Here is an 18,404-nt window from a genome sequence, read left to right as displayed (position 1 = left end):
CCACTACCAGGCGGATATCCGGCCGCCCAAACGCAACGCGCCGGGCATTGCCCGGCGCGCTGTGGCACTACGGTCGCCAGTACTCAGCGCGGGCCGAGCACCACGGTCATATCATCCCCCTGCGGCATGCCGGAACGGCGCTGCACCATTCCCTGGGCGTCCTTGAACAAAATGCCCGGTGTGCCCTGGAATCCGAGCTCGATCATCAGCACCTGATTGGCATCGAGCTTGTTGGCGACCTCCGCCGTCAACGACGCTGCCGGCTTGATACCGCCCTTGTCGAACAGGCGCTCGTTCTCCAGCAGCGCAGCGCTGGGGTTGGGCGCGGTGAGGATGGCAGCCGCCTTGGCAGGGCTGTCTTCGCGGATCACACCGACCATCACGTGGCGCAGCTGCACCTTGCCCGCGTCCACCCACGGCCGCGCGGCCTCCCAGAAGCGGTGGCAGTACGGGCAGTTCGCATCGCTGAAGGTATAGACGACGCGCGGCGCGTCGGCCTTGCCGTCACGCACCCACGCACTCTCGTCGAGCTTCTTCCACGAGCGCTCGGACATCGGCTTGGCCACCAGCTTCTCCAGCGGCGCGGCGCCCACATCCTCGCCGTTGGCATCGAACAGACTGCCCACCACGACGTTCTTCCCATCAGCCGTCACATACGCCGCCGCCGGTTGTTGGCCACCGACCACACCGGCGAAACCGCGCAGGCCGCCGGGTGCGTCGAACTCGCCGATCACCTCGAACCCATGCTTTTCGATGCCCTTCAGCACCGCCGGCCGTTCACCGCCGGCCTTCTCTGCCGGGGCCTTCGGCGTCTGCGCCTGGCTGCAGCCGGCCAGTGCGATCAGCAGCGCGGCGGACAGCGCGGTGATCAGCGTGCGCGAGGATTTCAACGTCATGGAGACTCCTGGATTCATGGAATAAACGACCCGCGACCCTTACAGGTCGTCGAGCTTGGATTGCAGGCCGGCGGCCGTCAGCTCGCCCAGGTGCAGGTGCCGCAGCCGGCCCTGCCCATCGAAGAACAGGGTAGTCGGATACGCATGTACCTGCAGCCGTTCGGCAACACGTGCTTCTTCGTCGAGCAGCACATTGCGCAGCGACAGGTGTTCGGCCGCCATGAAGGCATCCACTTCGTCGCGCGTTTCGCCCTGGTTGACGAACAGGAAGCGGATATCAGGATGGCGCTGCTGTGCGCGTGCCAGTACCGGCATCTCGCGGCGGCAGGGCCCGCACCAGCTCGCCCAGAGGTTGATCACCACCGGCTCGCCCCGGGCCTCGTCAAGCGCGACGGGCGCGCCCTGCAGCGATGTCAGGGTGATCGCAGGCAATGACACCCACGATTGCTGCAGCCAGCCGGCGCCGGTGGACAGCACGGCCCAACCGAGAAGGCCTGCCAGCGCAGCGGCAGCCACGGGGCGGCGCAGTGTGGGCCAGCGACGCAGGCGCCACCCGCCCCACCCCAGCCCGACCAGCAGTGCCGGCCACAGCACAAACCCGCCATCGCCGATACGCAGCACTGCCCAGGGATCGGCCACATAGTCGGCTGCATGCCAGATCACGAAACCTGCCCGCCCGGCGAGCAGGCCCAGCAGCAGCATGTCCACCACCACCGATCGCGGACGCGGTGCGCCCTCGATTGCCGGGGCACGCACCACACTGGCCACCAGCATCGCCATGCCCAGACCCACCAACACCCACACGACCGCAAGCGGTACCGGGCCTACACTGCTGATCATTGCTTCTCTCCGCCGTCGCCCGGGACACGCCAACTGCGACGGCTGTTGCATCGGGCCCGCCCGCATGGTCCCAGCAAGGCATCAATGGATCAAGCGTGCCGGTACCGCTCGATTCAGGCCACCGAACGGATGGCCTCGACCCCTCGGCCGACCGGTCGTACTGCTGCATGCTCGCGCTGCTGCGCCGCCAGCTGGCGGCGATAGCGTGCCGGCGTCAGCCCGACGATGCGCAGGAACAACCGCCGGAACGCACTCTGGTCGGAATAGCCCACCGCACACGCCACCTCGTCCACGACCCCGCCCGCCTGCAGCAGCAACTGCGCCTTGGCGATGCGCAGGCGCTGGCAGTACTCGATCGGACGCATGCCGGTGGCTTTCAGGAACCGTCGCTGCAGCGTCCGCGGCTCCAGACCGGCCTGTGCGCAGATGTCGTCCAGCCCCACGCCGCGTGCGGCGATACCGTGCAGCCAGCGCTGTGCCTTGAGGATGCAGCGGTCGCCGTGGGCGAAATTCGGGCTGAAACGTTCCAGATCATCCAGTTCGGTGCGCGGGATCACCAGTTGCAGCTGCTGGATGACTGTGTTCATCACACCCTGCCCGTACACCCGTGCCAGCAGGCGCAGGCTGAGGTACTTCCAGGCCTCCTGGCCTGCTGCGGTCAGCAGGTCACCGTCATCGACCAGCGTGCGCTCGCTGGGCAGCCAGCTGGGCACCATCGTACGCAGCGCCGGACAGCGCGCGGGATCGGGAACGCTGACCGAGCGCCCGGCCAGCACGCCGGCGGCAGCCAGCAGCAGCCCGCCCTCGTCGCAGCCGGCGAGCAAGCTGCAGCCATCATGACATTCCCGCACCCAGGCCAGCAGGCGCTCGTCCGGCGGCGCCATGGTCCAGCTCGATTCGCTGCCTGGCACGACAATGATCGCCGGCAGGGCCTCGCCGAACAGCTCCGCCCCCGCGACCCGCTGCATGCCACGGGCGGACATCGTCCAGCGCGTGACCAGCATGCGTGGGCCGGTGCGGCGCCCGGCCGCCACGGTGCGGTTGCAGCGCTGCGCCAGCTCGGACAGTACGGGCGCGGCGGCACGCAGGCTGCCGGGGAATTCCACCACGGCGACTTCCATCAGGGTCGGCGTGTCCGGCCGGCGGTCCGGCTGCAACGTGTTGCGGGGTGCGTCCATGGCCCTTCTCCTGGGACAGTGCCTGCCGGCGTGGGGCCGGGCAGAACAGGTCGATACATAAGATCGCCTGAGGCTACGGGCGTCCCGGGAGAACGACCATGCAACTAGTTGTAAATTTCACGCCAACTGAATTTCCAGTGGGGTTCCGGCTTGACTCTGGAGCAGACTCCAAGGTTCAGAATGGAGCGTCATCCACGAGGTGCTCATGAACATTGGACAGCTCGCGCGCCAGGCCGGCGTGCCCATCGACACGGTGCGCTACTACGAACGGCAGCAGCTGCTGCCCACCGCACGGCGCAGCGCCGGCGGCTACCGGGTCTTCAGCGAGAGCGACCTGACCCGCCTGCAGTTCATCCGCCGCGCCAAGGCACTGGGTTTCAGCCTGGATGAAATCGCCGATCTGCTGGCCTTCAGCGATCAGCGTGGCCAGGACATGGCGCAGATCCGCGACAGTGCGGTGAACAAGCTCACCGACATCGAACAGCGCATCAGCGAACTGCAGCGGATGCACGGCGCGCTCAAGCAGCTGGTCGATGCCTGCCCCGGGCATGGCGATCAGCAACAGTGCCCGATCCTGACCGCGTTGACCGAGTCACGCCAATGAACGCCAGCCACGGCCACAGCAAGGTCTCCCGTGCGGACGACGGCCCTTCCACCGACCCGGTCTGCGGCATGACCGTCGACCCGGCCGCCACGGCCCACCATGCCCGCCATGACGGCAGCGACTACCACTTCTGCAGCGATGGCTGCCGGCGAAAGTTCATCGCCGACCCCCAGCGCTATCTGGAACCGGCATCACACATCGGCGACCCGGCCCCCACCGGCACGCTGTACACCTGCCCCATGCACCCGGAGATCGTGCAGGAAGGCCCCGGCACCTGCCCGCTGTGCGGCATGGCGCTGGAGCCGAAGATGCCCAGCCTGGATGAGGGCGAGAATCCCGAGTTGATCGACTTCCGTCGCCGCTTCTGGTGGAGCCTGCCGCTGAGTGTGGCGACGATGGTCCTGGCGATGCTGGCGATGACACCCGTGCTGCACGGCCTCGCGCCCGATCTGAGGGTGTGGATCGAGCTGGCCCTGGCGACGCCGGTGGTGCTCTGGGCCGGTTGGCCGTTCCTGCAGCGCTGGGCGCAGTCGATCGGCAACCGCAGCCCGAACATGTGGACCCTGATCGGGACGGGCGTACTGGCGGCGTACGGCTACAGCGTGGTCGCCACCGTCGCGCCCGGTCTGTTCCCGCCGTCGTTCCAGCAGCATGGACATGTCGGCGTCTACTTCGAGGCGGCGGCGATGATCATCTCGCTCACGCTGCTCGGCCAGTTGATGGAGCTGCGCGCACGGGCGAAGACCTCCGCCGCGATCAAGGCGCTGCTCGGCCTGGCACCGAAGACCGCGCGCGTGCTGCGCGGGGATGGCCGCGAGGAAGACGTCGACATTACCGCGCTGCAGCCCGGCGACCGCGTGCGCGTGCGCCCGGGTGAGAAGGTGCCCGTGGATGGCACGGTCGTCGAAGGCCGCTCCTCCATCGATGAATCGATGCTCACCGGTGAGCCGGTGCCGGTGGCCAAGGCCGTGGGCAACACGGTGATCGGCGCGACACTCAACGGCACTGGCAGCCTGGTCGTGCGCGCCGATCGCGTTGGCGATGACAGCATGCTGGCGCAGATCGTGCAGCTGGTGGCGCAGGCGCAGCGCTCACGTGCCCCCATGCAGCGCATGGCCGACACCGTCGCGTACTGGTTCGTGCTGGTGGTGTTGTCGGTGGCGGTGCTGACGTTCTTCGGCTGGGGGCTGTTCGGTCCGGCGCCCTCATGGACGCATGCGGTACTGAGCGCGGTCGCAGTGCTGATCATCGCCTGCCCATGCGCATTGGGGTTGGCCACACCGATGACGATCATGGTCGCCACCGGTCGCGCCGCGCAGAACGGCGTGCTGTTCCGCGATGCCGAGGCGATCGAGGCACTGCGCCAGATCGACACGCTGGTGGTCGACAAGACCGGTACGTTGACCGAGGGCAAGCCAGCGTTCCGCGACGTGCGGGCGGTGGCGCCCTTCGCTGCCGCCCAGATCCTGCAGTGGGCGGCCAGCCTGGACCAAGGCAGCGAGCATCCGTTGGCGGCTGCGATCGTGGCCGAAGCGCACGCGCGCAGGATGCCGCTGGCCAGCGTGGACGATTTCGATTCCCTGACCGGCATGGGTGTGCAGGGCGTGGTGGACGGCAGGCGGCTGCTGCTTGGCAATACCGCGTTGATGGACGAACACGGTGTCGCACTGGAGGCGCTGCGCGAAGATGCCGAGCGCTTGCGCAGCACCGCGGCCAGCGTGATGTACCTCGCCGTCGATGGCCAGCTTTGGGGCCTGCTCGCGGTGGCTGACCCGATCAAGGCCTCCACCGCCGAAGCCATCGTGCAGCTGCACCGCGATGGCCTGCGCATCGTCATGGCCACCGGCGACGGCGCGGCCACCGCGAAGGCCGTCGCGCGGGAACTCGGCCTGGATGACGTCCACGGTGAGATGCGCCCCGCCGACAAGGCCGCCTTGATCCGTTCGCTGCAGGCACAGGGCCGCAAGGTGGCGATGGCCGGCGATGGCATCAACGACGCGCCGGCGTTAGCGAGTGCTGACGTTGGTATCGCGATGGGCAACGGCACCGATGTGGCGATGTCGAGCGCACAGGTCACGCTGGTCAAAGGCGATCTGCGCGGCATCCTGCGTGCGCGCCAACTGTCCACCGCGAGCGTGCGCAACATGCGGCAGAACCTGGGCTTTGCGTTTCTCTACAACGGCCTCGGCATTCCCGTGGCGGCCGGCGTGCTGTATCCGCTGGGCATCGTGATGTCGCCGATGTTGGCGGCGGTGGCGATGAGTCTGAGTTCGGTCTCGGTGATCAGCAATGCACTACGGCTGCGCCATCAACGACTGCCCGGCGAGTGACAACGGATTGCATGACGATATTTCTTCACTTTTTTCTTGCCAATCGAAAACGTCGTCGCTATGATTTCGCTCCTCACGACGTGGGGCCATAGCTCAGCTGGGAGAGCGCCTGCATGGCATGCAGGAGGTCGGCGGTTCGATCCCGCCTGGCTCCACCAATCCGATCATTAGGCCGATCAGATTGCAGTGACAAAATTTGAAGTTTTCGTGCGTCCCCATCGTCTAGAGGCCTAGGACATCACCCTTTCACGGTGGCGACCGGGGTTCGAATCCCCGTGGGGACGCCAGTTTCAAACAAACAGCCCTGACTTCGGTCGGGGCTTTTTGTTTCTCACGCATCGATCAACGCTCGGCATTGGCCGCCTGTTATATCGCGTGCGTGTCGATGCACTCGCTCTGGCAAAGGTCAGCCTCTGCAGATGGATGCCTGCGTGCATTCTTTCTTCGGTATTTCGGAAAAAAGACTTGGCGAATGCTTCACGGCCGCGTAGAATTCCGCCTCCAGCATCGTGGGGCCATAGCTCAGCTGGGAGAGCGCCTGCATGGCATGCAGGAGGTCGGCGGTTCGATCCCGCCTGGCTCCACCACTCCGGACCTTAGGCCGTTCGGGTGTGCTGAACAATTTGATGAGTTTATGCGTCCCCATCGTCTAGAGGCCTAGGACATCACCCTTTCACGGTGGCGACCGGGGTTCGAATCCCCGTGGGGACGCCACTCATCAGAAGAACACCGAGGCCCGGCATGCCGGGTCTTTTTGTTCACCGCCTACTGCGGTTGCGATGCGGATGCCCGAAAGGCTTCCACAAACGTGAACAGGCAGATACACTAGGCGGCTCGCGGTACAACGTGGGGCCATAGCTCAGCTGGGAGAGCGCCTGCATGGCATGCAGGAGGTCGGCGGTTCGATCCCGCCTGGCTCCACCACTTCTCCGGACACAGGCCGTCCGATAGAAGCCAAAATTCGGTTTAACGCGTCCCCATCGTCTAGAGGCCTAGGACATCACCCTTTCACGGTGGCGACCGGGGTTCGAATCCCCGTGGGGACGCCAGCTTCAAACAGACAGCCCTGACCTCGGTCGGGGCTTTTTGTTTGACGAGCCCCTTCCCATTCGGCAAGACCGCCGCTATGATAGGCGGCTCGCAGCACAACTGTGGGGCCATAGCTCAGCTGGGAGAGCGCCTGCATGGCATGCAGGAGGTCGGCGGTTCGATCCCGCCTGGCTCCACCACTTCTCCGGACACAGGCCGTCCGATAGAAGCCAAAATTCGGTTTAACGCGTCCCCATCGTCTAGAGGCCTAGGACATCACCCTTTCACGGTGGCGACCGGGGTTCGAATCCCCGTGGGGACGCCAGCTTCAAACAAACAGCCCTGACTTCGGTCGGGGCTGTTTGTTTATGGGCCTACGCCACCACCTTCGCCATGCCCACCGAGCGCGGCGCGGTCACGGTGAAACCGAACTGCGCATACAGCCGGTGCGCCTGGCCATCGGCGATCAGGCTCACATAGGCACCTTGGGCATTGGCGTGCAGCCAGGCATCGAGCTCGGCCATCACCGCCTTGCCCAGGCCCTGACCCTGGCGGTCCGGGACCACGGCGATATCCACCACCTGCAGGAAGCAGCCGCCGTCGCCGATGAGCCGCCCCATCGCCAGCAACCGGTCTCCCTCGCGCAGGCTCACACCGAAGACCGTGTTGGGCAGGCCACGCGCCGCCGCATCGGCCGTTTTCGGACTCAGGCCGGCCAGCACCCGCAGCGCGCGGTATTCCTCCACGCTCGGCGCCAGGGGAATGCAATGAACACCAGCAGGCAGCAACATGAGACCGGTCCGGCAATGAATGGACGCTCAGCATGCCCGAACGTATTCGCAGCATGTGCGATCCACCGGCCTATCCTGTCCCCCTGCCCACCCTGTTATGCCGCCATGTGCTATTCCGCCCAGATCCGCGCCGATTACACCAAGCTGGTCCGTGAGTACGGCGCCATGCTGTCCCTGGACGAGTTCGCCCAGCTGTATGCCCATGACGCCGGCAAGCAACGCCCGAAAACCCCCAAGGCAATGGACGATGGCTTCGCCGGCGCGCGCACCGCGCAGGGCCAGCAGATCGTGGCGCGGATACAGCAATGGCATGCCGAGGAGATGCAGGCGCTGGATGAGGAGGTGCGCCTGCAGAGCGCCCGGCTGAAGGCGGCCGAAGAACACCTGGCCGCCCGTCCCACGCAGAAGGCGCGCAATGAACTGCGCGTGGCTGGCAATCGGATTGAACGTGCGCAGACGCGCCTGTCCGATCTGCAGCGTGCCGGCCTGGTACCGCGCGACAGCCGCATTTTCCCCGGCGTCTACGCGCCGGTGATCGTGTCCGAGCAGGGCCAGCGCGTGATCAAGCCGATGCGCTACCAATGCCGGCTGCCGGACAAGCCCGCGCGCAACGACGTGCTGTATCCGGGCACCTACAACGCGCGCCGCGACAGCCTGGAGGCGTACTGGAAATCCGCGTTCGGCCACCAGCATGGCGTGGTGGTGGTGCAATCGTTCTACGAGCACGTGCCGCGGCATGCACTGGAGCAGCGCCCGCTCTCACCCGGCGAGAAAGCCGAGAACGTGGTGCTGGAATTCAGCCCGCAGCCACCGCGCGATCTGTTGATCGCCTGCCTGTGGTCGGCGTGGGAAGGACCGGAAGGCCGCCTGCTGTCGTTTGCCGCGATCACCGACGCGCCACCGGCCGATGTGGCACGCACCGGCCACGACCGTTGCATCGTACCGATCCGGCGCGAACATCTGGATGCCTGGTTGAACCCGGACCCCCGCGACCTCGCTGCGCTGTACCGGATCCTGGACGATCGCGAGCCGGTAACACTGGCGCACGCCGAAGCGGCGTGAGCGCTGCTCAGCCGGCGACCGAATCGCCTATCCGTGCCCGCCCCAGCGCGGCATTCAACTCGGCCGTCAGGTAGGGCTTGGTCAGGATGATGCCTGCCCGGAAGGCCTCGGGCAGATGCTCGGTCGCCATGCCGGTGGCCAGCACGAAGGGAATCTGGCGCGCGGCCAACGCCGCAGCAACCGCTTCACTGGTTTCATTGTTGGCCAGGCGGTAATCCAGCAGCACCACGTGTGGCTGGGTCTCGCCGAGCAGCCGCAGCGCCTCGGATACCGACGCCGCCAGCCCCACCACCACCGCGCCGGACTGCACCAACTGCATCTGCAGCAGGGCGGCACTCATTTCGTCGTTCTCCACCACCAGCACCCGAAGATCCTGCAGCGCGCTCATGACGACTCCCTGTATGGTTCAGCGCGATGAGTATAGCGTCCTGCGTAGGTGAAACCCTGACAGGAACTTAAGCATTCAGGTCTGCACAAATGCCGACATCTTGTATACACTACGCGGCCAGCCAGCCGAAGTGGCGGAATCGGTAGACGCAGCGGACTCAAAATCCGCCGCCCTTAAAAGCGTGTGGGTTCGAGTCCCACCTTCGGCACCAAGTGGGAAAAACTCATTAAATTCAATGAGTTATATGGATCGCATAGTTTTCGCTAAGCGACTTGTTATGCGCCCTCGCAGAGGGCCTCGGTGATCTCGCCGGGGCCTTTTTGCTTTAAGGGGCGCCACTTTCTCTAGCCAAGTAGCGGTTCGCCGGAATGTTGGGAGAAAATTTCCGTGGGGGTATCTGAGGATGAACCGTGCGCTTCATCCCCTCGTGGGGTGGCCCCAAGGGTTGACTGCCCTTGCGCAGTTCAATGGATAACGAACGCCGGCTCAGGCGTTGAACCGGCAATCAGTCCAGAGGCACGCGAGATCGAGGAGACCATCGGATCATCGCGCCCAATAACGTATCGAACACACCTTGCCGCGAGCTGCCGGTTGACGTACCGAATCACTTCGCTCCGGAACAATCCATGTCCCAAGCGTGCGTCGTTGCCGTCCATGACCAGTAGGTGAGAGGCATCAAGCGGGAAGAAAGTGCGCGTGCCGGGGCTGCCGAACCCTATCGGTCCCAGGTGCCGCGGTGTATGCCCATCGGGGACCACGATCACGGGCGCGTCGGTTGTCACCAAGGAGTGCCTTGCCGGCGTCTTGAGAACACTCCAGTCACGTTGCGCAAAGATCGGAGCTAGGGAGAGCGCTTGAGGCATTGCTTGGGTCACCGCGTGCTGATGGTCGATTGATGCTCGCAAGCCGCCTCCGGTCACGAGGGCAGCGATTCCCTCTGCCTCGGCCCTGATCTCCGCCTCTGATGCGTCCTGCCCCTTGAAGTCCCGCAGCGCCTGAGCGCCGCGCTCTGCATCGCCGAACATCATCAGCGTGAGGTGCTCGACCAACTGCGCCTCCATGCGCTTGACGTTCTCGATCATCCAAGGAGTCCGCACCGCCATCACGGCTATGAAGAGTGCGAAGCTCTGCCTCTGTTCGTCCTGCAACGGCTCCCCTGCGATCAACCGAGGTATCACCTCGGCGCCCACCGATTCGATTTCAGAGAGGGCCCTTTCAAGCTCGAACCGTTGGCGGCCATCCGGGTCGACCATCGTGTAGAAGTGTCCGACGACAGCTGTTGACTCCGGCTTCTGCCTCCGCAGAGCGCCATTCTGCCGGTCGTATACCGCGACGCACTCATCGGCTCCTGCGAAACCCCGTAGATAAAACCTGGGCAGGTAGTGCTGCCTCTTAGGCCCCTTTAGCAAGGGCGGCGAAGCCGTCGAAACCTCTGTTGGGTTGTCCTGCACGCTTTCCATAGCTTCCCCTGGTGTCGCCTAAGTTTGCCTTGGAATCGGTTGACCTAAACGCCGCAACCGAAGTACAAATTGGCGTACCCAACGTCACGCAGCTCTGTACCTCATGAAGATTGTTGTCTACCTTCGCGTGTCCACCGCACGGCAGGGCCGCAGCGGGCTCGGTCTGGAGGCCCAACGGGCCGCCACGGATGCCTTCGTTGCCCAGCGGTGTACCCAGGTCCTCCAGAGCTTCACCGAGGTGGAGAGCGGAAAGGACGACAGTCGGCCTGAGCTTGCCAAGGCGCTGCATTTGGCGCGGGTCACAGGGGCAACCTTGCTGATCGCCAAGCTGGACCGACTATCACGCAATGCGGCGTTCCTGCTGGCCTTGCGGGACAGTGGGGTAAAGTTCGTCGCGGCGGACATGCCGGATGCAAACGAGCTCACGGTCGGGATCATGGCGCTAGTGGCACATCAGGAAAGCGAAGCGATCTCCAAGCGCACCAGGGAAGCGCTCCAGGCAGCCAAGGCGCGCGGCCAGCGGTTGGGTAATCCCAACGGAGCCGCAGCACTTCGGCGTGCTGGCAGAGGCAACCAGGCGCCCTGGAGGCCATCCGGTGCGGCGCTGACGCCCATTCCGAGCGTCTCAGGGGCCTTATGGCAGAACTGGTCAGGAACGGCGTCACGTCCCTCGGGGCCATCGCGGCTGAGCTCAATGCTCGGGAGATCCTCACGCCCCGCGGAGGGACCTGGCACAAGTCGTCGGTGCGGAACCTCATGGCACGGCTGGCAACCTGATGCTGGTCTTTCGGGTACCCGGCGGCGATACTTCTGATCTATCGCCGGAACGAGGCGGAATTGAGTGGTGTGGGGAATAGATGTCTTCTGATCTTGTTGCGGTCGAGAACCGCTTGTGGGCCGCGGCCGATCAGCTGTGGGCCAACACCGGGCTTCGTCCGGCTGATTTCTCGGAGCCGGTGCTTGGGCTGATTTTCCTGCGATACGCAGACAAGCGTTTTGCCGAGGCGCACCAGCTCCTCCTCGACAAGGGCTGGGAAGCGGACGAACTAGAAGAAGATGACTATCAGGCTGAGGGCGTGGTCTATCTGCCAGAGGCCGCACGGTTCGATGCGCTGCTGCAGCTCACTGAGGGCGACAACGTCGGCAAGGCGCTGAATGAGGCCATGCTGCTGATCGAGGGCGCCAACGGCGAACTCAAAGGCGTGCTGCCTCGCAACTACAATCGCCTGCCGAACGCCACGCTAGTGGAGCTGCTGCGCCTACTCAGCCCGTTGGACATGTCTGGCGATGCGTTCGGCAAGGTGTACGAGTTCTTCCTGGGCAGTTTTGCCCGGGCCGAGGGTTCTAAGGGAGGCGTGTTCTACACGCCCACCAGCATCGTCCGGCTAATCGTCGAGGTCCTGCAGCCCTTCCACGGTCGCATCTTCGACCCGGCCTGTGGCTCGGGCGGCATGTTCGTTCAGTGCGCGGATTTCGTGGAGCGTCACCACCGCAGTGCTACCAACGAGCTGACTGTCTTCGGTACCGAGAAGGACGCCAAGACTGTCAAGCTCGCCAAGATGAATCTCGCCGTGCACGGCCTCTCTGGCGACATCCGCGAGGCCAATACCTACTACGAAGACCCACATAAGGCGGTAGGTCGCTTCGACTTCGTGATGGCGAATCCGCCGTTCAACGTCTCCGGCGTGGACAAGGATCGACTCAAGGAGGACCGGCGTTTTCCCGTAGGCCTGCCGACCACGGACAACGGCAACTATCTATGGATTCAGCTCTTCCATACCGCGCTCAGTGAGCAGGGGCGTGCTGGCTTCGTCATGGCGAACTCGTCGGGTGATGCGCGCGGTAGCGAGCTGGAAATCCGCAAGCGGCTGATCCAGTCCGGCGACGTGGACGTGATCGTCAGCATCGGTTCGAACTTCTTTTACACGGTGACCTTGCCTTGCACCCTGTGGTTCTTCGACAAGGGCAAGCCAAAGCAGCGTCGAGACACGGTGCTGTTCGTGGATGCGCGGCCGTACTTCAAGCAGGTCACCCGGGCGATTCGCGAGTTCACGCCGGAACAACTGGAGTTCATCGCCAACATCGTGCGCCTGTATCGCGGCGAGAAGCCTGAGTTCGAGGCCGAGAGTAAGTCGCTACTGAAGGAGAGGTTTCCGACGTTCGCGTATGCCGATGTGGCCGGCCTGTGCAAGACCGCGACGCTAGCCGATATTGAGGCGCAGGGCTGGAGTCTGAACCCCGGGCGCTATGTTGGTGTCGGCGAGCGAGCGGCGGATGCGTTCGACTTCACGGAGCGGCTGGAGGAGCTGAGCGAGGAATTGGACACGCTCGATGCGAATGCATGCCAGCTACAAGACCTAGTGTCCATGAATCTCTCGGAAATTCTTGAGGTGGCTCGTGGCGGTTGAGCAGCCACTGATGTTGCACGAAAACGAGTTGACGCCTCTTCCCGAGGGATGGGTCTGGAAGCGGAGTGATGACCTCGTAACCAAGCTCAAACCTGGAAAATTGTTCGACTCAAGGAGCACTGAGGCAAGCGGCGAGGTGCCAGTCCTGAATCAGTCGGAACACGGCTATCTCGGCTTTCATGACGAAGAGGCAGGAGTACAGGCGTCACCTTCGAATCCCGTTGCCACGTTTGCCAACCACACTTGCGCGATGCGCCTCGTCAAGAGGCCATTTTCTTGCATCCAGAATATCTTTCCAAAAATTGGCATTGAAGGAATTTCCGATACCGCTTGGTTCTACTACGCGATGCAGGGGCGCGTAAGAATCAGCGAATACAAAGGGCATCACCCTCTATACCGGGAGGCATTCGTTCCGACGCCGCCCTTGAGTACTCAGCGCCGTATCGCCTCTATACTCGCCGCGTACGACGACCTGATCGAGAACAACACGCGGCGCATCGCGATCCTGGAGGAGATGGCCCGGCGCATCTACGAGGATTGGTTCGTCCATTTCCGCTTCCCCGGCCACGATAACGTGCGGATGGTCGAGTCCGAGCTGGGGCTAGTGCCGGAGAGGTGGGCCGTGACGAAGGCGTCTACGGCCATTCATATCAATCCGCAGACCAAGGTCGCTAAGGACGGCATTAAGCCGTTCGTCGCGATGAACTGTCTCTCTGATGCGTCAATGCTTATCGGTAAGCCGGAGCAACGCACAGGCAATAGCGGATCGAAGTTCCGTAATGATGACACCCTGTTTGCACGAATCACGCCTTGCTTGGAGAACGGTAAGACAGGATTCGTGCAGTTCCTCCCGGACGCGGAATCCGCAGCGTTCGGATCGACCGAGTTCATCGTGCTTCGATCCCACTCTCTCACGCCTGAGTTCGTCTACTTGTTGGCTCGCTCCACGCCGTTCCGAGACAACGCGATCAAGAGCATGTCGGGCGCCTCGGGACGACAGCGTGTTCGGGATGCGTGCTTCGACACTTTCATGCTGACGCAGCCAGATGCCAGGACATTGCGCGCGTTTGGCAAGAAGGTGCAGCCTATGTTCCGGCTGATACAGACTCTGGCGATGAAGAACGCCAACCTCCGCACTATCCGTGACCTCCTACTCCCCAAGCTCATCTCCGGCGAGCTGGACGTGTCGGCGACGCCCGAGCCGGAGGCAGCCGCCGCATGAGCCCCACGCTTGGCATCAAGGAGATGTCCGCCAGCTACGGCGAGCTGATGCTCGTCGAGCAGCCTGCGATTGAACTCCTTGAGACGCTGGGCTGGACGCACGCGAACCTCTACACCGAGACCTTCGGCGTAAACGGCTCCGAGGGCCGCGAGAGCGAACATCAGGTCATCCTCAAGCCCCGGCTACGTGCAGCGCTGAAGAAGCTTAATCCCGGCCTGTCGGCGGATGCCTACGAGCAAGCCATGGAGCAACTCTCACGGGACCGCTCCAAGCAACTCGCCGTCAGTGCCAACAGTGAGGTCTACGACCTAATCAAGGACGGTGTGCGGGTGGTGGTGCTCGACGAGCAAGGCGGGCAGACCGCCGAAACGCTGCGGGTAATTGACTGGACCACGCCCGGCAACAACGATTACTTCCTTGCGTCGCAGATGTGGGTCGCAGGCGATATGTACCGGCGCCGCTGCGATCTGCTGGGGTTCGTCAACGGCTTGCCGCTGATCTTCATCGAGCTCAAGAAGCCCAGCGTGCCGCTGAAGGGTGCGTTCAACGACAATCTGCGCGACTACCGCGGCCAGTCGATCCCGCAGCTCTTCCACCCCAACGCCTTCATCCTGCTGTCCAACGGCTCGGACACCAAGGTGGGCACGCTGACCAGCGCGTGGGAGCATTTCTTCGACTGGAAGCGGGTAGATGACGAGGACGAGGCCGGCAAAGTATCGCTGGAGCGCGCACTCCGCGGCCTGCTGGAGCCGACGAAGCTGCTGGACTACGTCGAGAACTTCACCGTATTTGAGGCTGGCCGCGGCGGGCTGATCAAGAAGACTGCTAAGAATCACCAGCTTCTGGGTGTGAACCGTGCCATCGCCCGTCTGGCGGAACTGCGCGAATCCGACGAGACCCAGCGGAAGCGTCTGGGCGTGTTTTGGCACACACAAGGGTCGGGCAAGAGCCTCTCGATGGTGTTCTTCAGCCAGAAAGTGCTCCGCAAGCTGGCGGGTAACTGGAGTTTTGTGATCGTGACCGATCGCGAGGAACTGGATGATCAGATCAGCAAGACCTTCAAGAGCACCGGCGCAACCTCTCGCGAGGACGTGCGGGCGACCAGTGGCGAGCACCTGAAGGAACTCTTGCGCGGCAATGAGCGCTACATCTTCACGCTGATCCAGAAGTTCCGGAGTGAACCTGGCAAGGCGTACCCGCAGCTGTCGGACCGCTCGGACGTTATCGTGATCACCGACGAGGCTCACCGCAGCCAGTACGACGTCTTCGCGCTGAACATGCGCAATGCGCTGCCCAACGCTGGCTTCTTGGGCTTCACAGGGACGCCGCTGATCAAGGGTGATGACGAGCGCACGCGCGAGGTGTTTGGCCAGTACGTGAGCGTCTACGACTTTGCCCGCTCTATCGAGGACGGCGCCACGGTACCGCTTTACTACGAGAATCGCATCCCCGAGGTGCAGCTCACCAACCAGAGCCTCAACCGCGACCTGGAGGCATTGCTGGAGGACGCGGAGCTGGACGAGGATCAGGAGAAAAAGCTCGAACGAGAGTTCGGCCGCGAATACCACATCATTACTCGCGAGGAGCGGCTGGAAGCCATCGCCGAGGACGTTGTGACGCACTTCACAGGTCGTGGCTACCGCGGCAAGGCCATGATGGTCTGCATCGACAAAGCCACCGCCGTACGTATGTACGACAAGGTGCAGGCGCACTGGAAAGCCGAGGTCGCCCGACTCAAGGTCGAGCTGCTCCAGGCCAAGGGGAATGAGCGCGAGGCGCTGATTGCCCGCATCCGGCTGATGGAAGAGACGGACATGGCCGTCGTGGTCAGCCAAGGTCAGAACGAGGTGGAGGAACTCAAGAAGAAGGGCCTGGACATCACCCGACATCGGCAGCGGATGCTCAAGGATGGCCTCGACGAGCAGTTCAAAGATCCCGATGGCAAGCTGCGGCTCGTGTTCGTCTGCGCCATGTGGATCACCGGCTTCGATGTACCGACCTGTTCGACGATCTACCTCGACAAGCCGATGCGGGCGCACACGCTGATGCAGACCATCGCCCGTGCCAACCGCGTGGCAGCGGGCAAGGAATCGGGATTGATCGTGGACTATGTTGGGATCTTCCGTGCGCTGCAGAACGCGCTTGCGGTCTACGCCAAGCCGGGTGAGCGCGGCGGAGAGCCGATCCTCGACAAGTCGGCGCTTGTGGCTGCGCTGCAGGAGGCGCTGGAGGGCGCGCGTACGTTCGCTGGCGCTCACGGCTTCAACCTGGAGGCAATCGCCGCCTCGCAAGGGTTCGAGCGTATTGGAGGCATCGACGAAGCGGTTGAGGCCATCCTGATCGGTGAGGCCGACAAGAAGCAGTACCTGCAGATTGCCTCGCGGGTCTCACGCCTGTTCAAGGCAATCCTGCCCGATCCGCTGGCGAACGATTTGGCGCCGCTTTCGGTGCTGGTCGCCCACATCGCCGACCGCATCCGTGCTCAAACCGACCCGCCGGACATCTCGGGCGTCATGGGCGATGTGGAGGAGTTACTGAACGACTCCATCGCGACCGAGGGCTATCGCATCGGTCCTGCCAGCCGACCCGAGGCGCTGGTGAATCTGTCCTAGATCGACTTCACCGCGCTGCAGGAAAAGTTCGCCCAAGGCAAGAAGCGTACTGAGGCGGAGAAGCTTCGTCGCCTGATCGAGGGCAAGTTGGTTGAAATGCTCAGGCTCAACGCCTCGCGCGCCGACTTCGCGGAGAAGTTTCAGAAGCTCATCGACTCCTACAACGCGGGTAGTCAGAACATCGAGTCGTTGTTCGCGGATCTCGTGAAGTTTGCTCGCGAACTCACCGAGGAAGAGACCCGCGCCGTGGCGGAGGGGCTCTCTGAAGAAGAACTCGCGATATTCGACATCCTGACCAACCCAGAGCCTGGCTTGGCAAAGGACGAAGTGCTGCAGGTCAAAAAGGTATGTCGGGAGCTGCTAGAGGCACTGAAGCGGGAAAAGCTTGTGCTGGATTGGCGGGAGAAGCAGCAGGCCCGCGCTGCCGTGCGTCAGACGCTGAAGCTCAAGTTTCGGGAATTGCCGCCGGTCTTCTCAAGGGATCTCCGAGAGGAGAAAATGATCGCGGCTTACGCACATGTGTTCGACGCGTACAGCGGCGCAGGAACGAGCCGCTATCAGTGAATCTCCGGGGCTTCCTGCGGCCTGGGATAAGGGTTGTCGAGTTTTAGAAAGCGATGGAAGTTGACGATTGGACCGGCCTCAAGCGGGATCGTATGTTCGAGCCGCGACGGGTGCCGTTCTCACCTGCCGCCAAGGCCCTTGTGGCTCACGTGCAGGCCCGCATGGAGGCCGTGGAGGAACGCACTCGGACGCGGAAGGCGGTAGACCAGGCAATCTTCGAGCGCACCGTAGTGGCGCTAGTGTCCGACCTAATAGCCACCGCGCCGCAGGATGAGAATCGCTGGACCAGCGTGGAGATGTCCAACCAGAAGCTGACCCCAGCCAAGCGCCGCGCGGACTTCATGACAGAGCGGTTTCCCGAGGTCGTTCGCCTACTGGCTGATGAGAGGCTCGCCCTTGTCGAGCTGCGGACAGCGCCGCCTGGGACGCGACATGGCCTCCAGTCCACGATGCGCGCGCTTCCTGGGCTGCTGCAGGAGGTCCGCGAAGCCGGCCTCACAAGCACTGACTTCCGCACGACCGGGCGACAGAGGAAGAAGAATGGCGCCGTTTTAGAGCTGCGGGGGCGCAAAGTGCCAGTATTCAAGGGTGGACAGTGGACGGTCCAAGCCCCTCGGTTGGAGTTACCTGACACGGATGAAGTTCGCCTGCTCCGAGATCAGATGGAGGAGATCAACGCTTGGTTGAACACTGCCAAACTTGACTTCTTCTCGGAGCCAGACATCGACATACACATGGAAGACCGCGTCATGAAGCGGGTCTTCAACGACGGCAGTCTGGAAAAGCGTGGGCGGCTTTACGGCGGCTTCTGGCAACAGATGGGCGCGGATGACCGGCTGACAGACATTGCGTGGGGGCACGGCGAGGAGGCGGACGCTACTGCCTCACTTGATTTTGGACAGTCGAGCATCCGGATGGCGTACGCGGAGGTTTGAGCTACGCCGCCGAAGGGAGACCTCTACCGACTGAAAGGGGCGTTCCGCGAATGGGCGAACGAACGCGAGGGCATCAAGGCCGTCA

At 63.5% G+C, this 18,404-nt stretch carries 13 protein-coding genes, 9 tRNA genes and 1 pseudogene; 17 read left to right on the top strand and 6 right to left on the bottom strand.

The features are described from left to right. Positions 1–83 precede the first annotated feature (83 nt). The 3 genes from dsbG to QMX81_RS01180 form a co-directional block, all read right to left on the bottom strand. Positions 84–896: a thiol:disulfide interchange protein DsbG gene (dsbG, locus tag QMX81_RS01190; protein ID WP_121037148.1), complete on the bottom strand. Its 813-nt coding sequence runs from the start codon at positions 894–896 to the stop codon at positions 84–86. 39 nt (positions 897–935) lie between these two features. Then, entirely contained in the window at positions 936–1,736 is an 801-nt protein-coding gene (locus QMX81_RS01185) for a TlpA disulfide reductase family protein (protein WP_282257592.1), read from the bottom strand. Between the two features lie 113 nt (positions 1,737–1,849). Beyond that, positions 1,850–2,914 (bottom strand): helix-turn-helix domain-containing protein, encoded by a 1,065-nt coding sequence (locus QMX81_RS01180; RefSeq protein ID WP_121037152.1) that lies wholly within the window; start codon positions 2,912–2,914, stop codon positions 1,850–1,852. A gap of 205 nt (positions 2,915–3,119) precedes the next feature. On the opposite strand from QMX81_RS01180, the gene QMX81_RS01175 reads away from it, so the two are divergent. The 10 genes from QMX81_RS01175 (at position 3,120) to QMX81_RS01130 (ending at position 7,202) form a co-directional block, all read left to right on the top strand. Further along, positions 3,120–3,518, top strand: a complete 399-nt coding sequence (locus tag QMX81_RS01175; protein WP_121037154.1) for a heavy metal-responsive transcriptional regulator — start codon at positions 3,120–3,122, stop codon at positions 3,516–3,518. Further along, a complete protein-coding gene (locus tag QMX81_RS01170; protein WP_282257586.1) occupies positions 3,515–5,848 on the top strand; it encodes a heavy metal translocating P-type ATPase in 2,334 nt (777 codons plus the stop codon). The genes QMX81_RS01175 and QMX81_RS01170 overlap by 4 nt, the downstream gene beginning before the upstream one ends. Positions 5,849–5,930: 82 nt before the next feature. Next, positions 5,931–6,006: transfer RNA gene (locus QMX81_RS01165), tRNA-Ala, on the top strand. Between the two features lie 53 nt (positions 6,007–6,059). Next, positions 6,060–6,135 (top strand) — tRNA-Glu (locus QMX81_RS01160). Between the two features lie 224 nt (positions 6,136–6,359). Next, a tRNA-Ala gene (locus tag QMX81_RS01155) sits at positions 6,360–6,435 on the top strand. A 51-nt stretch (positions 6,436–6,486) separates the two neighbouring features. Next, positions 6,487–6,562: transfer RNA gene (locus QMX81_RS01150), tRNA-Glu, on the top strand. A 134-nt stretch (positions 6,563–6,696) separates the two neighbouring features. Continuing rightward, positions 6,697–6,772, top strand: a tRNA-Ala gene (locus QMX81_RS01145). 49 nt (positions 6,773–6,821) lie between these two features. Beyond that, positions 6,822–6,897: transfer RNA gene (locus QMX81_RS01140), tRNA-Glu, on the top strand. Between the two features lie 104 nt (positions 6,898–7,001). Then, positions 7,002–7,077 (top strand) — tRNA-Ala (locus tag QMX81_RS01135). Positions 7,078–7,126: 49 nt separating this feature from the next. Continuing rightward, positions 7,127–7,202, top strand: a tRNA-Glu gene (locus tag QMX81_RS01130). A 49-nt stretch (positions 7,203–7,251) separates the two neighbouring features. On the opposite strand, the gene QMX81_RS01125 is transcribed toward QMX81_RS01130, so the two are convergent. Next, complete coding sequence (locus QMX81_RS01125) at positions 7,252–7,668, bottom strand: GNAT family N-acetyltransferase (protein WP_282257584.1); 417 nt, start codon at positions 7,666–7,668, stop codon at positions 7,252–7,254. Between the two features lie 105 nt (positions 7,669–7,773). Between QMX81_RS01125 and QMX81_RS01120 the strand changes: the two genes are divergently transcribed. Beyond that, complete coding sequence (locus QMX81_RS01120) at positions 7,774–8,730, top strand: SOS response-associated peptidase family protein (protein WP_282257583.1); 957 nt, start codon at positions 7,774–7,776, stop codon at positions 8,728–8,730. Between the two features lie 7 nt (positions 8,731–8,737). Here the strand turns inward: QMX81_RS01120 and QMX81_RS01115 are convergent, their stop codons facing one another. Next, complete coding sequence (locus QMX81_RS01115; protein ID WP_121037162.1) at positions 8,738–9,118, bottom strand: response regulator; 381 nt, start codon at positions 9,116–9,118, stop codon at positions 8,738–8,740. A gap of 124 nt (positions 9,119–9,242) precedes the next feature. Here QMX81_RS01115 and QMX81_RS01110 point away from each other — a divergent pair. Further along, positions 9,243–9,329, top strand: a tRNA-Leu gene (locus QMX81_RS01110). 253 nt (positions 9,330–9,582) lie between these two features. Here the strand turns inward: QMX81_RS01110 and QMX81_RS01105 are convergent. After that, the gene (locus tag QMX81_RS01105; protein ID WP_282257577.1) at positions 9,583–10,578 is read right to left on the bottom strand and encodes a DUF4238 domain-containing protein; all 996 of its coding nucleotides are present in this window, start codon (positions 10,576–10,578) and stop codon (positions 9,583–9,585) included. A 103-nt stretch (positions 10,579–10,681) separates the two neighbouring features. Between QMX81_RS01105 and QMX81_RS01100 the strand changes: the two genes are divergently transcribed. The 5 genes and pseudogenes from QMX81_RS01100 to QMX81_RS01080 all read left to right on the top strand — a co-directional run bounded on the left by QMX81_RS01100 (position 10,682) and on the right by QMX81_RS01080 (position 18,319). Then, positions 10,682–11,392: a recombinase family protein gene (locus QMX81_RS01100; protein ID WP_282257575.1), complete on the top strand. Its 711-nt coding sequence runs from the start codon at positions 10,682–10,684 to the stop codon at positions 11,390–11,392. Positions 11,393–11,435: 43 nt separating this feature from the next. After that, on the top strand, positions 11,436–12,986 hold the full coding sequence (locus tag QMX81_RS01095) for a class I SAM-dependent DNA methyltransferase (RefSeq protein ID WP_282257572.1): 1,551 nt from the start codon (positions 11,436–11,438) through the stop codon (positions 12,984–12,986). A gap of 10 nt (positions 12,987–12,996) precedes the next feature. Beyond that, entirely contained in the window at positions 12,997–14,208 is a 1,212-nt protein-coding gene (locus QMX81_RS01090) for a hypothetical protein (RefSeq protein WP_282257571.1), read from the top strand. Beyond that, positions 14,205–17,384, top strand: a pseudogene (locus QMX81_RS01085) (type I restriction endonuclease subunit R). The gene QMX81_RS01090 and the pseudogene QMX81_RS01085 overlap by 4 nt, the downstream one beginning before the upstream one ends. Positions 17,385–17,437: 53 nt before the next feature. Beyond that, positions 17,438–18,319 carry a hypothetical protein gene (locus tag QMX81_RS01080; protein WP_282257570.1) on the top strand — a complete coding sequence of 294 codons (882 nt, stop codon included), beginning with the start codon at positions 17,438–17,440 and terminating at the stop codon, positions 18,317–18,319. The last annotated feature ends 85 nt before the right edge of the window (positions 18,320–18,404 follow it).

This window comes from Stenotrophomonas sp. PS02301 (assembly GCF_029959485.1).
Taxonomy (GTDB): Bacteria; Pseudomonadota; Gammaproteobacteria; order Xanthomonadales; family Xanthomonadaceae; genus Stenotrophomonas; species Stenotrophomonas maltophilia_Z.
The sequence above is the reverse complement of the archived record's forward strand: the minus strand, read 5'-3'. Positions and strand labels throughout refer to the sequence as shown.

Excerpts from the sequence above, each read along its gene's own strand:
- dsbG (WP_121037148.1), bottom strand. The coding sequence starts at position 896 with ATGACGTTGAAATCCTCGCGCACGCTGATCACCGCGCTGTCCGCCGCG.
- QMX81_RS01185 (WP_282257592.1), bottom strand. The coding sequence starts at position 1,736 with ATGATCAGCAGTGTAGGCCCGGTACCGCTTGCGGTCGTGTGGGTGTTG.
- QMX81_RS01180 (WP_121037152.1), bottom strand. The coding sequence starts at position 2,914 with ATGGACGCACCCCGCAACACGTTGCAGCCGGACCGCCGGCCGGACACG.
- QMX81_RS01175 (WP_121037154.1), top strand. The coding sequence starts at position 3,120 with ATGAACATTGGACAGCTCGCGCGCCAGGCCGGCGTGCCCATCGACACG.
- QMX81_RS01170 (WP_282257586.1), top strand. The coding sequence starts at position 3,515 with ATGAACGCCAGCCACGGCCACAGCAAGGTCTCCCGTGCGGACGACGGC.
- QMX81_RS01125 (WP_282257584.1), bottom strand. The coding sequence starts at position 7,668 with ATGTTGCTGCCTGCTGGTGTTCATTGCATTCCCCTGGCGCCGAGCGTG.
- QMX81_RS01120 (WP_282257583.1), top strand. The coding sequence starts at position 7,774 with ATGTGCTATTCCGCCCAGATCCGCGCCGATTACACCAAGCTGGTCCGT.
- QMX81_RS01115 (WP_121037162.1), bottom strand. The coding sequence starts at position 9,118 with ATGAGCGCGCTGCAGGATCTTCGGGTGCTGGTGGTGGAGAACGACGAA.
- QMX81_RS01105 (WP_282257577.1), bottom strand. The coding sequence starts at position 10,578 with ATGGAAAGCGTGCAGGACAACCCAACAGAGGTTTCGACGGCTTCGCCG.
- QMX81_RS01100 (WP_282257575.1), top strand. The coding sequence starts at position 10,682 with ATGAAGATTGTTGTCTACCTTCGCGTGTCCACCGCACGGCAGGGCCGC.
- QMX81_RS01095 (WP_282257572.1), top strand. The coding sequence starts at position 11,436 with ATGTCTTCTGATCTTGTTGCGGTCGAGAACCGCTTGTGGGCCGCGGCC.
- QMX81_RS01090 (WP_282257571.1), top strand. The coding sequence starts at position 12,997 with ATGTTGCACGAAAACGAGTTGACGCCTCTTCCCGAGGGATGGGTCTGG.
- QMX81_RS01080 (WP_282257570.1), top strand. The coding sequence starts at position 17,438 with ATGGAAGTTGACGATTGGACCGGCCTCAAGCGGGATCGTATGTTCGAG.